Source organism: Akkermansia massiliensis (assembly GCF_018847375.1).
GTDB classification, from domain to species: domain Bacteria; phylum Verrucomicrobiota; class Verrucomicrobiia; order Verrucomicrobiales; family Akkermansiaceae; genus Akkermansia; species Akkermansia massiliensis.
Genome location: NZ_CP072036.1, coordinates 407,089 through 420,891, shown reverse-complemented (window position 1 = coordinate 420,891; position 13,803 = coordinate 407,089). Strand labels below are relative to the sequence as shown.

Sequence of the window (13,803 nt, the reverse complement as noted above, 5' to 3'; positions counted from 1 at the left end):
TGCTAACCACATTATGTCTGACAGAATGCCACCCAGTCCTCCTCGTCCTCCCAAATTTCCCGGCTCCGGAAAGCCCGAATCCCCCAACTGGGGCGTGTGGGTCATGGTTCTTCTCATTGCAGGCGTCCTCGCGTTCGGATTTTTCACCCCGGAATCCTTTGGACTGGGGCCCCGCAAGGAAAACCTGGAATCCTTTGAAGCCCAGTACAAGGCGGGCCGCGTGGTGCTGAACGATCCGAAGGCCCCCGTGGAAGTGGTGCTGAGCGAGAACGGCTCTGAAGGCGTCATCCATGCGCTGGTTTATAAAAAGGACATCCAGCCGAAGGTGGAAATGAAACCCTTCGTGCTGTCCTATTCCATGTCCCTGCCGGACCGCGACAAGCCCCTGCTGAACGAGCTTTCCGGCTACAGGATGGTGGAAAGCCCGTACCGGACGGAGGCGGGGAAAAATGTTTCCATTATTCCTGAAGAAGCGCAGAAGCTTTCCGTGCCCGAGTTCAACCGCCTGGCTCTGGAAGGCCGCATCGCGGGCGGAAATGAGGGCCTTCTCCTGGCGGAAGACGGGAACCAGAACGTGCTGGTCGGCCAGATTGTCACCCGCATCTGGCCTGCTGCCACGGGGGACGCCTCCGTGGACAAGCAGCGTTTTGAACGCGTGGAAGTGCCTTTTACCCTGGAATTCCAGGGAGACCGGGTCAAACAGTTGCTGGGGCCGGATACGAAGTTCAAGCGCGAGTCCGGCTCCTGGGGCGGCATTCTGCTGAACCTGCTGCCTATCGTGCTCATTCTGGTAATCCTGTTCTTCATGTTCCGCGCGCAGAGCGGCGGGGCCAGGGGCGCCATGAGCTTCGGCAAGAGTCGGGCGCGCCTCATCGCCCCGGACAAGAACAAGGTGACGTTCAAGGACGTGGCCGGCATCAGCGAGGCGAAGGAGGAGGTATGGGAACTGGTGGAATTCCTGCGCAATCCGGAAAAGTTCCGTGACCTGGGCGCCACCATTCCCCGCGGCGTGCTGATGGTGGGCTCTCCCGGTACGGGCAAGACCCTGCTGGCACGCGCCATCGCCGGGGAATCCAATGCATCTTTTTATTCCATCAGCGGTTCGGACTTTGTGGAAATGTTCGTGGGCGTGGGCGCGAGCCGCGTGCGCGACATGTTTGAGCAAGCCAAGAGAACGGCCCCCAGCCTGATTTTCATTGATGAAATTGACGCCGTGGGCCGTCAGCGCGGCTACGGCATGGGGGGCGGCAATGACGAACGGGAGCAGACGCTGAACGCCCTGCTGGTGGAGATGGACGGTTTTGAAAACAACTCCAATGTGATCGTAATTGCGGCGACCAACCGTGCGGACATCCTGGACCCGGCGCTGCTCCGTCCGGGCCGTTTTGACCGGCAGGTGGTGGTGAACCTTCCGGACGTCCGGGGGCGCGAACAAATCCTCCAGGTGCACGCCAGAAAGGTGAAAATGGCTCCCGGAGTCGGTTTTGCGCGCATTGCCCGCGGCACGGCCGGCTTCTCCGGAGCCCAGTTGGCCAACCTGATCAATGAAGCCGCCCTGCTGGCCGCCCGTAAGGGATTGAAGGAGATTACGGAAGCGGAACTGGAAGAAGCCCGCGACAAGGTCAGTTGGGGCCGCGAACGCCGCAGCCTGGCGATTAATGAACGCGGGCGCCGCATTACCGCCGTGCATGAGGCGGGACACGCCATCTGCCTGTTGAAGACCCCGCACAGCGAACCTTTGCACCGGGTGACCATCGTTCCCCGCGGGGGAGCCCTGGGCATGACCATGTGGCTTCCTTCGGACGACAAGATGCACCAGCTCCGGTCCGAGATGCTCGACCAGCTCGTCGTGGCGATGGGCGGCCGCTGCGCTGAACAAATCGTCTTTGGCGACGTGACCAGCGGAGCTACCGGAGACATCAAGAGCGCCACCAGCCTGGCCCGCCGCATGGTGTGCGAGTTCGGCATGAGCGAGAAACTGGGGCTGATCGAATACGGCGAACACCAGGGGGAAGTGTACATTGCCCGCGACCTGGGGACGCGATCCCGCAATTATTCCGAATCCACGGCGGAACTGATTGACTCGGAAGTCCGCTTCCTGGTGGACAGCGCGTATGAACGCGCCATGACCATCCTGACGGAGAACCGGGACAAGCTGGACATGCTGACGGAAGCCCTGATGGAATTTGAAACGCTGGAAGGCTCCCAGGTCATGGACATTCTGGAATACGGGGAAATGAAGAATCCTCCCGCCAAGGTGACCCCGCCTCCCATGCCTTCGGAGGTGGAAGAGCAGCCCGGGAAGGGTGATTCCGGTTCTTCCGTGAAGAAGGATGCCGAAGAAGACCGCACGGAGGACGCGGAGGAACGGAAGAAGGAGAGCGGCCAGACGGAGCAGGACCCCTTTTCCTACAATCCCGTGGAGGAGTACGGCAAGGACGGCGAAGAGAAGAAATAATCCAATAGAAACGAATCAATTATGGTAGCCAACGATGCGATGGAACTGGCCAGGATGTGCGCCCGCGCCGCGGATGACGCCAAGGCTGAAAATGTGCGGGTGTACGACCTGCGCGGCATGTCTTCCCTGACGGATTTCATGGTGGTGTGCACGGGCTTGTCCGTCCCCCACCTGCGCGCCGTCATCCGGGAGCTGGAAGAATCCGTCCGGGAAAAGACGGGCGCCCTCCCCACCTATGTGGAAGACACGCCCGTGGCGCTGTGGTCCGTGGTGGACTACATTGACGTGATGGTTCACATCATGGGGCAGGAAACGCGCGAATTCTACGGTATGGACACCCTGTGGAAGGATGCCCCCTTGGTGGAGTACTAACCCCCGGTGATCTGAATTTTCCGCCGTGCCTCTGTCTGACAGCGGCACGGCTTTTTTATCTTTCCGGAGGGGAGGGACGGCTTGTTGGCCGTCCGTCGGAGCAAAGGAATCGGTGACAGGATGTTTGCGCTCCTCCGCATGATGGGGGCCTGATCCGGCCCGGAAGAAAAAAGGGGCAATGATTGTTGCGTCAGCGCATTTTCTTTACCAGGGATTTGGGGGCGCTCTCCCCGGTTTTTCCTTGGAAAAGCGGCATGGCGGCCCGGTTCTAACAAGATTCCAATCTTGCCTTGCAGCCGCAATCAGATTACTCTTTCACCGTTATTTATGAGTAATTCCGGACCTACCTCCACCCCGATGATGGATCAGTACCTTCGCATGAAGAAGGGCTTGCCGGAGGACGTCCTGCTGTTTTTCCGGCTGGGGGATTTTTATGAGATGTTCTTTGAGGACGCCAAGGAGGCTTCCTCCATTCTGGGCCTGACGCTGACCAAGCGCCACGGCATTCCGATGTGCGGGGTGCCTCACCACAGCGCGGAAGGGTATATTGGCCGCCTGGTGAAGGGAGGGAAGCGCGTGGCGATTGCGGAGCAGACCACCATTCCGCAGCCGGGCAAGCTGGTGGAGCGGGAGCTGACCCGCGTGATTTCCGCCGGAACCCTGGCGGATATGAATCTGCTGGATTCCTCCCGCCACAATTACATCGTGGCTCTTTATAAGGATAAAAAGCATTTCGGCCTGGCATGCGTGGACCACACCACGGGGGAATTTTCCGTGGCCCAGTTTGAGCACATGGACCTGCTTCTGGACGAGCTGTCCCGCATCAATCCTTCCGAACTTCTGGTCAGCGACGAGCAGACGGACTGCTTCCCCGGCGCCCATCCCACGCTTTATTACGACGGGTATACGTTCCTGCCTTCCACGGCCATTCCCAATCTGCTGAGCCACTTCCGGGTGCATTCCCTGGACGGTTTCGGCTGCGGGGAGATGACCGCCGCTTTGGGGGCGTCTGGCGCGGTGCTTCATTACCTGGGCTACCAGCTCCGCCGCCCCACGGACCATTTGCGCCGTATTTCCGTGCGCGCCACGGAGAGCGCCGTGCTGATTGACCAGGCCAGCCAGAGGAACCTGGACCTGGTGGATTCCCGCGGCGGCGTGAAGCTTTCCCTGCTGGGCACCCTGGACAGGACGAGCACCCCGATGGGCGCGCGCAAGCTCCGGGACTGGCTGCTCCACCCCCTGTGCGACCTGGAAAAGCTCCAGGCGCGGCAGGAGATGATCTCCGTTCTTTTGCAGGAACCCTACCTGATGAGCAAGCTGCGGGAGAGCCTGAAAAACGTCCGGGACATGGAACGGCTGACGGGCCGCATTTCCCAGGGCGCGGGGAACGCCCGTGACCTCCAGGCGCTGGCTTCCTCCCTGGGGCGCATTCCCGCGCTCAGGGATGATCTGGAATCCCTGCCCGGAAGCGGGGAAATGCTGGAAAGCATCCGCTCCCGCATGGGCTGCTTTGACGAGCTGGTGGACCTGCTCCAGCGCGCCCTGGTGGATGAGCCGCCCGTGACGATCAAGGAGGGCGGCATCATCCGGGAAGGGTACCACGCCGGGCTGGATGAGTTGCGCCTGGCTTCCCGCGACGGGAAGGAGTGGCTGGCCCAGCTCCAGGAGAAGGAGCGCAGGCGGACGGGCATTGATTCCCTGAAAATCCGCTTCAACAACGTTTTCGGCTACTACATTGAAGTAACCAAGAGCCATTACGACAAGGTGCCTCCCGACTACCAGCGCAAGCAGACGCTGGTGAATGCGGAACGCTTCGTCACCCCGGAGCTCAAGCAGATGGAGAATACCATCCTGGGGGCGGACGAACGTTCCCGCCAGGTGGAGTATGAACAGTTCCTGCTGCTGCGGGAGGAAGTGGGGCGCCACATTGACGGCATCCAGATTACGGCGGACGCCATGGCGGACCTGGACGTGCTGCTGGGGCTGGCGGAGGGCGCGCAGCAGTACCAGTACTGCCGCCCCGTGCTGGACAATTCCATGACCCTGCGCATTGTCAACGGCCGCCATCCCGTTATCGAGCAGAATGTTTCCGGCGACGTGTTCGTGCCCAATGACGCCTTTCTGGAACCGGAGGAAAACCGCCTCATCCTGCTGACCGGGCCCAACATGGCGGGCAAGAGCACCTATATCCGCCAGGTGGCCCTGATTACGCTGATGGCCCAGATCGGGGCTTACGTTCCGGCGGAGTCCGCCCACATCGGCCTGGTGGACCGCATTTTCTGCCGCGTGGGGGCCAGCGACGACCTGGCGCGCGGGCAGTCCACCTTCATGGTGGAGATGAGTGAGACGTCTTTGATCCTGAACAACGCCACGGAGCGTTCCCTGATTATTCTGGATGAAATCGGGCGCGGGACCGCCACCTTTGACGGCCTTTCCATCGCGTGGGCCGTGGCGGAATACCTGCATGACGAGTTGAAGTCCCGCACCCTGTTCGCCACACATTACCATGAACTGACGGACCTGGCCCGTTCCAGGGCCGGCGTGCAGAATTACAATGTGGCCGTGCGGGAATGGAAGGAGGAGATTGTGTTCCTGCGCAAGATCGTGCAGGGGGCGGCGGACAAGTCCTACGGCATCCAGGTGGCCCGCCTGGCGGGCATGCCTGCCGCCATCGTGGACCGCGCCAAGGCCATCCTGTCCCATCTGGAAATGAATTCCACGCGGCCCCGGAAAAAGGACCGCGCCCGTCTGGCGGAACCCAGGGCCAAGAATACGGACATGGACGACGATATGCCCACCGGAGAGTACGCCCAGCTGGAGTTGTTCTGATATGACTCTGCCCGCAGACATGATCGGCGGCCTGCGCTTCGCCGCCATTGATTTTGAATCCGCCGGGGCGGCCCGGGGGGAGACGGACCAGCCCGTTCAGATAGGCATTGCCGCCTGTCCTTCCCTGGAAGGGGAGCCGGAGCTGTGGACGTCCTATATTTCTACGGACAAACCCGTTTTATGGTCGGCCTCCCAGGTGCACGGCATTACTACGGAGATGCTGGCGGATGCGCCTTCCTTTCCCTCCCTGTGGCCGGCTATCCGTTCCCGCCTGGGGGACGCCGTGGTGGTGGGACATAACCCCGCCACGGAACGGAAGTTCCTGCGCCGCTTTCCGGGGCACGGCTTCGGGCCGTGGCTGGATACGCTGGCGCTCGGGAAGATGTGCGTGCCGGGCCTGCCGGATTATTCCCTGTCCACTTTGTGTGATTCCCTGGGGCTAACCCCCTCCGTGGATGCTCTGCTTCCCGGCCGCCGGTGGCATGACGCCCTGTATGATGCGCTGGGAAGCCTGCTCGTCGTCCGGTTCCTGGTGCGGGAGCTGAAGCTGTCCTCCCAGCCCCTGGAGGTGCTTGGCAGGGCGTTGGGAAAGTGATTTTCCTTTTCCCCCGGAAAGATTGGCCTGCCGTCCATGCGTATTACAGGGAAGATGAAAGCTTCCGTTTTTCTTGCCGCTTTTCTGCTCCTGTCCCTTTCTTCCGTTTTTGCGGAGAAGCCCCCGGCAGGGATTGTCCTGGATCCCCCGGACGTTCCCAGGATGAACACGCAGCACTGGGTTCCCGCCCGTTACAAGGTAGTCCGGGAGCAGTTGCTGGGGAAGGAGTGCGGCATCCTGTTCGTGGGGGATTCCATCACGCAGGGCTGGGAGCAGGAAGGCGCGGAATGGTGGAAGAAGGTGTTCCTGCCGATGAAGGCGGTCAACTTCGGCGTCAGCGGAGACAGGACGGAGAGCATCCTGTGGCGCATGGAGGATACGGAGCTGGCAGTCAAAACGCCGCCGCGTTACTGCGTTCTGCTGGCCGGGACGAATAACATCGGACGGTGGGAAGGGAAGCAGCCCGCGGAAGAAACGGTAAAGGGCATCCGGGAAGTGGCCGTGCGCCTGCTGAAGAGGTTCCCGGAAACCCGTCTGATCCTGATGGAGGTGACGCCCTACGGTCCCGATCCTTCCGCACCCCTCCGCAAGCGGCAGGAGGAGATCAATGAACGCCTGCGCGGTTTGAAACTGCCCCGGACCACCATTCTCTCCATTAACGGACGCCTGTTGAATGCGGACGGAACGTTCCGGGAAGGAATGTTCAGAGACAAGGTGCACCTGACCGCGAAAGGCTACCAGGCCTGGGCGGAGGCGCTGATGCCCCTGCTGAACCGGGAAGGCTGAGTTTTCCCGGTTTCTTGTCCGCCTTGCCGTTGCTTTTGTGGTCCGGACTGGTTTCCGTCTGCGGAAAAGGCCGCTTTCAGCGGTCCATTTCCGTTTCCAGGAATTCCAGCAGGTAGGAGGGGGACAGGAGTTCCCGGGTGACGATCGGCTTTTTGCCGGGCAGGTACAGGGCGTTCACGGGAACCGCCGTGCGTCCCAGGTTTTTGAGTTCCTGGTCAATGGCGGGGTTCGTGCGGGTTTTGTCCGCCTTCATCATGACAATGCCGTATTTCCTGAAGGCGGCCAGCACTTCATCCGTGTAGGACGCCTTGTTGACCTGGCAGGTGGAGCACCACCGGGCCGTGAAGTCCACGTAAACGGGCTTTCCCTCCTTCAGGGCGGCCTGCATGGCTTCCGGGCTCCAGGGGGTCCACACGCTTCCTTCCGCCTGGCGGGCGGGAGCCGTAGCTGCGGAGGAATCCGCTGTTCCGGAATCCGCTCCGCGGCCGAACCAGGCGGCTCCTTCCGGGGGGAGCATGTAGTACAGGCCGGCCAGCAGGAAAATCACGAAGAAAACGCCCCCCGTGATGCGGGATTTCCGGCTGCGGTACATGGGGCACCATCTGCCGTACACCCAGAAGGCCATGGAGAACAGCACCAGGCCGAAGAACAGGAACAGGATGTCCTGCGGATGGTTGTCCGCGTCAAAGAACGCAATGTAAATCCACAGGAAGTAGGCGGCGGTGCCGAACATCAGGAAGGACATGGACTGCTTGAAGGATTCCATCCACGCTCCCGGTTTGGGAAGGTATTTGGTCAGAACGGGGAAGGCTCCCAGAATGATGTAGGGCAGGGACATCCCGAGGCCCATCATGGTCAGGCAGAGCACGATGCCCAGCGGAGGCTGGAGCATGGCCGCGCCGATGGCCTGCCCCAGGAACGGCGCGCTGCACGGAGTGGAAATGACCGTAGCCAGGGCGCCGGACCAGAAGGAGCCGGCATAGCCCTTCTGGTGCTGGAGGTCGTTGCCCATGGTGGTGGCCTTGACGCCTATTTCAAAAACACCGAACATGCTCAGCCCCATGGCGAGCATCAGGCCCAGCAGGCAGAAGTTCACCCAGGGGTTTTCAAACCAGAAGGCCCAGTTCACAACGCCTTCCGCGCCGTGGCCCAGCCAGAATTCACTGCTGAAAATGCCGGGTCCCGCAGGGGCGCCCCAGTCGAACATGTTCGCTTTCAGCGCAATCAGGATGGCCGTAATGATCCAGAAGGAGATCAGGATGCCCAGCACGAAGGTCAGGGAGTGGGCCAGCACTTTTTTCCGTTCCCCCCCTCCCAGCTGGACGAAGCTCATGATCTTGAGGCCGATTACCGGGAAGACGCACGGCATGACGTTCAGGATGATGCCGCCGATGAACATGAAGAACATGATTTCCCCCAGTCCCATCAGCGGCGGCGCGGGAACGGGTCCGGAAGACGCGGGGGAGGCTTCCGCGGCTGTTGCCGCCGCCTGCGCTCCCTCGGAAAAGGGGCGGTTGTCCGCCGTGATGCTGACGCCTTCCTTCCCTGCGCGCAGGATGCCGGAAAGGCTGGCCAGCGGTTTTCCTTTGTCCGCTTCCGGCAGGTTGTTGGGGTAAAGGCCGTCCGTGGTGTCATTGTACTGCATGGCCAGCTCGTAGTTGGAGCCATCCAGTTTTTTGAAGGTCTGGGGAGTGGTGGGGTTGATTTCCCCCTGGTCGCAGAAGAAATAAACGGAATCTTCCGGAACCGGTTGCCCGTTCGTCCTGAGGTGCAGGGTGACGGTTTTTCCTTCCTGGGAAATCCGGGCCTTCAGTCCCTGCGCCCATGCGGGGGTGGAAAGTCCCGCCATGCCGCCGGACAGTTCGGCCGCGTCGGGGGCGGCCTGTCCGTCTCCGCGTTTCAGCGTCACGCTGAAGTCTTTGGTCTCCGGTGCGGCGCATTGTTCCGCGCACATTTGCCACGTCATGGTGGTGGTGAAGGTCGTTTCCGCGGGGGCGTCCTTCTCAGGAGTCACGCGGAAGGCCATTTTCGCCTTCCCGCTGTAACCGTAAAAATCCACGAGTCCTTTCCCCAATTCCGGAATTTGCCAGAAGGGGCCTTCCACCCGGAAGCCGGGAACGGCCTTGAACGCGGCTTCCATGGGCAGCCCTACCGTTCCCGGATTCTTGTAGTAGACGTGCCAGTGGTCCGGCAGAGTCAGCTCCGTCACGATGACGAAGGGAGTTTCTCCGTAGGACGTGACTGTAGCCTTGGAGGTTCCGGATGCCTGGGGCGTTCCAAAATCTCCCGCGCCGCCGAAGTTCATGGCTCCGAAGTCCTGTGCCGCCCCCGTACCTGCTCCCCCGGCAAAAATACCCAGGGAAACGGCGGCGGCTTTCAAAAAGTTTCTCATAACAAAGGCGGTTACCATAAAGAAAGGGGGGATTCAATGTTTGTGTGTTGCATGGTGCGGCGCCTTGTATAAAATAGGGTCATGGTAAAAACTAAAACGACGTACGAGGGCGGCCTCCACTGCTCCATGGTTCATGAGCCTTCCGGGGCCAAGCTTTCCACGGATGCCCCCGTGGACAACAATGGAAAGGGCGAGTCCTTCTCCCCCACGGACCTGGTAGGCGCGGCGCTCGCCGGCTGCATGAGCACGATCATGGGTATTGTGGCCGAACGCAAAGGAATTAAGCTGGAAGGCATGACGGTGGAAGTGGGCAAGCACATGAATGCTGACCCGCGCCGCATCGGCAAGCTGGAAGTGGTCATCACCGTGCCCCTCCCAGCCGATCATCCGGACAGGAAGCTGCTGGAACAGGCCGCCCTGAGCTGCCCCGTCAAGCACAGCCTGCATCCCGATATTGAAGTTCCCATCACCTGGAACTGGGTGGGTTGACAGCCGCCTGTGTTTTCTTGAGGCCGCCTGTGAAAACAGGCGGTTTTTTTATGATGTTAAAAAATGTTGGAAAAATGTAATAATAATTGAGTGAACTTGACTTATATTGTCAGGTTGTGCATTTTTCCGGGCATGAAGAAATTTTTCCCTGTTTTGTGTTTGGTTCCTGTAACAGTGTGCGGGCTTTTGTGCGGATGCGGCGGCGGTTCGGGAAAATCAGGGGATGACGGGAGCGTTTCCCTCAGTGGTCAGCAGGTAAGCCTCTTTGAGGGAGGGGACATGCTGTTCAGGCTTCAGTTCGGCGGACGGGATGTGGACGTCATCAAGATGGAGACGAGAATCGTGTATGATGGGGTTTACACGTACCGGTTCAATGAAGGCGCGAATTCCGGGGTTTTGAATATTGTGCCGGCTTCCAACAGCCGCGCCGCCTGCGCCATGGCGGACGTGAATATTTCCTTTGACGATGCTGAAAGGAGCACGGGCGTGATTGTCTCCGGAACCGTTACGGAAACCGGACCGGACATTGATTTCTCCATTGACGGCGTTCCGCGCCCCATGGCCGGCTGGACGTGCCGCGTGCACCGGGATTGAGTTTCCGCAGATCAGCAGTCCAGGACGAGGGGAAAGTGCTGGCTGAGCGGGTAATCCGTGACCTGGATCAGCTCCACGCCGTAAAGGCTGGCAATGGCCGGAGCCTCGGACTTGTCATACGGCTCGCAGTAATAAATGGTTTTAACGCCATGGGCGCACAGCGCCTGCATGCATGAGGTGCAGGGCATCGTGGTGCATGCCACCACCTTCGCCTCCCCCCTGCGGAACAGGCTGCACAGGTTGATTTCCGCATGCAGCATGTATTTCTGGCGTTCGTCCCGGCTGGCCCAGAAGGTGTCCTGTGCCTTGAAGCCGGGGTACAGGCCGTTGTAGGCGGTGCCGATCACGCGGTTGTCCGCATCCAGGGCGGCAGCTCCCACCTTGCGGTAGGGGTCTTCCGAGCGCAGGGCGGCCGCATGCGCCAGCGTCATTACATACTGCGGAATGGGGAGGCGGGATGATGAGTTACTGTTCATGGTTGGAAGACTGGAGTTCCGCCAGGAAGCCTGACTCGTCCAGATACAGGTTGGGCGGCAGGGAATATGGGGTGGGGAGCGTAGCCCCGGCGATAACGTTGGAGAGGGGGGGATTCAGGTAAAAGCCCGGGAGAAGGCGTCCTCGCGTTCTGGCCCGCATGCCGAGCTGCACGGTGCCGTCATCCAGCTTGAAGACGCTCCTTTTCATGGACATGGCCAGAATGATGCCGCGGTCCGTGGCGAAGCAGGGGCGCCACCCGATGTTGGGAAGCACCAGGTCTCCGGAGCCGCTGAAATCGTAAAACGGCGTGCGCGTTTCCGGAACCAGGCTGTACAGCCTTCGGCGCAGGAAGTCGGAGCCCGTCACCTGCTTGATGCCCTCCGGCATGCTGTGGTCTCCGTCGCTGATGAGGTACACGGGGGTGCTGGTGAGGATGGGCCACAGGACAGATGCCACCGTTTCATGCACTTCGTCATGCCCCACGCTGGTGAGCAGCAGTTCCCGGGGCTGGAGGGAGTTCACGCGCTCCAATTGCTGGGCGTTCATCCAGAAGTCGCACAGGCGGCTCTGGGAGCGGGAGCTGTCCAGCAGGGTGGCCAGCCACTTCCTGAGTTCCGGGTGGTCCGCCTCCACGGTGTCGTTCATCAGGCATTCGGCTATTTCATACCCGGTGAGCCGCGCGTTTTTTGCTAAAACGAGCGGCTTGTGGGCGATGCGCTCCAGGTGGTTCAGGATGGTGTCCCTGCCGATGCTGGCGGCAATTTCCAGGCAGGTGGAGGAGAGCTCCCGCAGGGTGTTGATGACGATGCGGGGGTTGACGGCATCAGGCGCAATGGGTTCTCCGATGGCGGCCGTGAAGCGGTAGGGGACATGGAGGGGGGCCTTGGAGAAGAAACGGTTGCCGGAGTAGGAGAAGATGCTCCCCCACAGCTCGTCCATGTAGATGGGAACGATGGGGCAGCGCGATTTTTTCGCCAGCATTTCCAGCCCCCTGCGCGCGGCGCACAGGGTGCCCGTGCGGGTGAGCTGGCCTTCCGGGAAGATGCAGATCACTTCTCCGGCCTTGAGGGCCTGAATGGCCTTGGACAGGGATTCCCGGGGATTCCGGGAGGAAATGGGGAGGCAGTTGAAGAGTTCCAGAATCCAGCCGAGCCAGCGGATGGCTACGAATTCCTCCGCCACGATGAAGCGGATGGGCCGCGGACAGATGAGGGAAAGGAACAGCGCGTCCCCGTACGTGACGTGGTTGGAGACGATGATGGCTCCGCCGTCCTCCGGAATGCGGTCCTGGTGGATGATGCGGGAGCGGTAGACGATCCTCATGATCCAGAGGCCCATCATGCGGATGAATTCGCGGGGAATGAGACGGAACGCCACAATCGTGATGACCACGCCCAGGGCGGCCAGCACCCAGAATTGGTTCTGGATGGAGAAGATGTTCCTGAGCATGAGCTGGAAGCCGACGGCCACCAGGCCCATCAGGCAGTCCATCAGGTTGCCCGCGGCGATGACCGTGCTGCGGTTGGAGGGATCGCAGTTGTCCTGGAGGTGAGCGTTCAGCGGCACCAGGTACGCGGCGGCGAAGGCTCCCGTGATACCGAAGCCGATGTTGCTGGGCAGCGAGCCAGGAGCGAAGAAGGACAGGAAGATGCAGCCGATAGTGAAGCCGATCGCGCCCAGGGGGATGAGGCCCAGTTCAATTTTTTTACGGCAAATGATGGAGGCTATGACGCCGCCCACCACCGTGCCGCCGCTGAGCCACGCCATGAGAATGGCCGCGGACATGCTGAATCCGGTGCCGTCAATGGGGTGCTCCTGGGCGATCTGGAGGGAGATGAGCATCAGGGCCCCGGCCAGGAACCAGAAGTAGGAGACGCCGATTTCGCTGAGCCTCAGGTCCCGCTGACTCCACAGGTACTTGAGCTGCACGAAGTGCTCGTAAAAGAGCTTCCACTCGAATTTCCGGGTCTGGTTGGCCGGGTACCGGGGAAGGGACAGGGCCGCAATGGCTACGGGAACGGCGATGCAGGTGAGGATGAGCGTGGGGAAGGCGGCGGCTTCCCAGCCGTCGTTGGAGGAAACTTGCAGGATGTCGAACCAGACGAAGATGCCGATCTGCGCCGCCAGCATGGACAGGATGAGGCTCATTTCCATCAGCCCGGAGGCGTAGCCAAGCTGGCGGGAGCCCACCATGTCCTTCACCACCCCCTTTTTCGCCGGGCTCAGGATGGTCGCCTGGACGGAGAAGACGCAGAACCAGAAGACGGCCATTTCAATGTTCTCATACTTGTAGCACAGGAACATGGCCCCCAGCACCAGGATCTGGAGGAAAGACATGAACTGGATGATGCGGGCCTTGCAGAAGCAGTCCGCCAGCCAGCCGACGAAGGGGGAGAACAGGATGTAGGGCAGTACGAAGATGCAGGCAAGGATGTACTGGAGGGAGTTGACCCAGGAGTCCGGCCCGTACACGGCGCTGTTGGCGGCCAGCCAGACGCCCAGGGGAATCAGCAGGAACTGGGCGGCTTTTTCATTGAAGGCGTTCTGGGCTTGAATGAGAATCAGGGAATAAAAGCCCCTCCATTCCTTTTTTGAGGGCATTTTTTTCTTAGATGTCTGTACGTCATCCATGTGGGGCGGATTGTAGCAGATCACAGGGGGTAGGGAAGGATAATCTGTTTCCGTACCGGAGCGCTCCGGGGAAGGCGTGCAGGAGGCTTTTTCCCGATTTTTGGAAAGGAAAAGGATGCGGGGACGGTGGAACGGCCATGGCCGGACGGAGGTGAAAGCGTGTATTCCCGCAGTGAAGCG

The 13,803-nt window shown here is 60.7% G+C and carries 10 protein-coding genes; 7 read left to right on the top strand and 3 right to left on the bottom strand.

Annotated elements, in window-relative coordinates; translation table 11 throughout:
* Nucleotides 1–13 precede the first annotated feature (13 nt).
* The 5 genes from ftsH (at nucleotide 14) to J5W70_RS01815 (ending at nucleotide 7,040) form a co-directional block, all read left to right on the top strand.
* On the top strand, nucleotides 14–2,458 hold the full coding sequence (ftsH, locus tag J5W70_RS01835; protein WP_022397750.1) for an ATP-dependent zinc metalloprotease FtsH: 2,445 nt from the start codon (nucleotides 14–16) through the stop codon (nucleotides 2,456–2,458).
* Nucleotides 2,459–2,479: 21 nt separating this feature from the next.
* Nucleotides 2,480–2,830 (top strand): ribosome silencing factor, encoded by a 351-nt coding sequence (rsfS, locus tag J5W70_RS01830; protein WP_022397751.1) that lies wholly within the window; start codon nucleotides 2,480–2,482, stop codon nucleotides 2,828–2,830.
* Between the two features lie 357 nt (nucleotides 2,831–3,187).
* Complete coding sequence (mutS, locus tag J5W70_RS01825) at nucleotides 3,188–5,659, top strand: DNA mismatch repair protein MutS (protein ID WP_215832983.1); 2,472 nt, start codon at nucleotides 3,188–3,190, stop codon at nucleotides 5,657–5,659.
* A gap of 1 nt (nucleotide 5,660) precedes the next feature.
* Nucleotides 5,661–6,254, top strand: coding sequence for a 3'-5' exonuclease (locus J5W70_RS01820; protein WP_022397753.1), 594 nt, complete (start codon nucleotides 5,661–5,663; stop codon nucleotides 6,252–6,254).
* Between the two features lie 54 nt (nucleotides 6,255–6,308).
* Nucleotides 6,309–7,040: a GDSL-type esterase/lipase family protein gene (locus tag J5W70_RS01815; RefSeq protein WP_180975195.1), complete on the top strand. Its 732-nt coding sequence runs from the start codon at nucleotides 6,309–6,311 to the stop codon at nucleotides 7,038–7,040.
* Between the two features lie 76 nt (nucleotides 7,041–7,116).
* On the opposite strand, the gene J5W70_RS01810 is transcribed toward J5W70_RS01815, so the two are convergent.
* The gene (locus tag J5W70_RS01810) at nucleotides 7,117–9,432 is read right to left on the bottom strand and encodes a protein-disulfide reductase DsbD family protein (RefSeq protein WP_215832893.1); all 2,316 of its coding nucleotides are present in this window, start codon (nucleotides 9,430–9,432) and stop codon (nucleotides 7,117–7,119) included.
* Nucleotides 9,433–9,513: 81 nt separating this feature from the next.
* Between J5W70_RS01810 and J5W70_RS01805 the strand changes: the two genes are divergently transcribed.
* Together J5W70_RS01805 and J5W70_RS01800 are read left to right on the top strand one after the other, a co-directional pair.
* On the top strand, nucleotides 9,514–9,921 hold the full coding sequence (locus tag J5W70_RS01805) for an OsmC family protein (protein WP_022397756.1): 408 nt from the start codon (nucleotides 9,514–9,516) through the stop codon (nucleotides 9,919–9,921).
* Between the two features lie 279 nt (nucleotides 9,922–10,200).
* Nucleotides 10,201–10,515 carry a hypothetical protein gene (locus J5W70_RS01800; RefSeq protein ID WP_022397757.1) on the top strand — a complete coding sequence of 105 codons (315 nt, stop codon included), beginning with the start codon at nucleotides 10,201–10,203 and terminating at the stop codon, nucleotides 10,513–10,515.
* An 11-nt stretch (nucleotides 10,516–10,526) separates the two neighbouring features.
* Here the strand turns inward: J5W70_RS01800 and J5W70_RS01795 are convergent, their stop codons facing one another.
* Together J5W70_RS01795 and J5W70_RS01790 are read right to left on the bottom strand one after the other, a co-directional pair.
* The gene (locus J5W70_RS01795; protein WP_022397758.1) at nucleotides 10,527–10,991 is read right to left on the bottom strand and encodes a deoxycytidylate deaminase; all 465 of its coding nucleotides are present in this window, start codon (nucleotides 10,989–10,991) and stop codon (nucleotides 10,527–10,529) included.
* On the bottom strand, nucleotides 10,981–13,593 hold the full coding sequence (locus J5W70_RS01790; RefSeq protein WP_180971081.1) for an MFS transporter: 2,613 nt from the start codon (nucleotides 13,591–13,593) through the stop codon (nucleotides 10,981–10,983). The genes J5W70_RS01795 and J5W70_RS01790 overlap by 11 nt, the downstream gene beginning before the upstream one ends.
* Nucleotides 13,594–13,803: the final 210 nt, after the last annotated feature.

Bases quoted from the DNA above. Each gene is read 5' to 3' on its own strand.
- mutS (WP_215832983.1), top strand. From the start codon at position 3,188: ATGATGGATCAGTACCTTCGCATGAAGAAGGGCTTGCCGGAGGACGTC.
- J5W70_RS01800 (WP_022397757.1), top strand. From the start codon at position 10,201: ATGCTGTTCAGGCTTCAGTTCGGCGGACGGGATGTGGACGTCATCAAG.
- J5W70_RS01790 (WP_180971081.1), bottom strand. From the start codon at position 13,593: ATGCCCTCAAAAAAGGAATGGAGGGGCTTTTATTCCCTGATTCTCATT.
- J5W70_RS01805 (WP_022397756.1), top strand. From the start codon at position 9,514: ATGGTAAAAACTAAAACGACGTACGAGGGCGGCCTCCACTGCTCCATG.
- ftsH (WP_022397750.1), top strand. From the start codon at position 14: ATGTCTGACAGAATGCCACCCAGTCCTCCTCGTCCTCCCAAATTTCCC.
- J5W70_RS01815 (WP_180975195.1), top strand. From the start codon at position 6,309: ATGAAAGCTTCCGTTTTTCTTGCCGCTTTTCTGCTCCTGTCCCTTTCT.
- J5W70_RS01795 (WP_022397758.1), bottom strand. From the start codon at position 10,991: ATGAACAGTAACTCATCATCCCGCCTCCCCATTCCGCAGTATGTAATG.
- J5W70_RS01810 (WP_215832893.1), bottom strand. From the start codon at position 9,432: ATGAGAAACTTTTTGAAAGCCGCCGCCGTTTCCCTGGGTATTTTTGCC.
- rsfS (WP_022397751.1), top strand. From the start codon at position 2,480: ATGGTAGCCAACGATGCGATGGAACTGGCCAGGATGTGCGCCCGCGCC.
- J5W70_RS01820 (WP_022397753.1), top strand. From the start codon at position 5,661: ATGACTCTGCCCGCAGACATGATCGGCGGCCTGCGCTTCGCCGCCATT.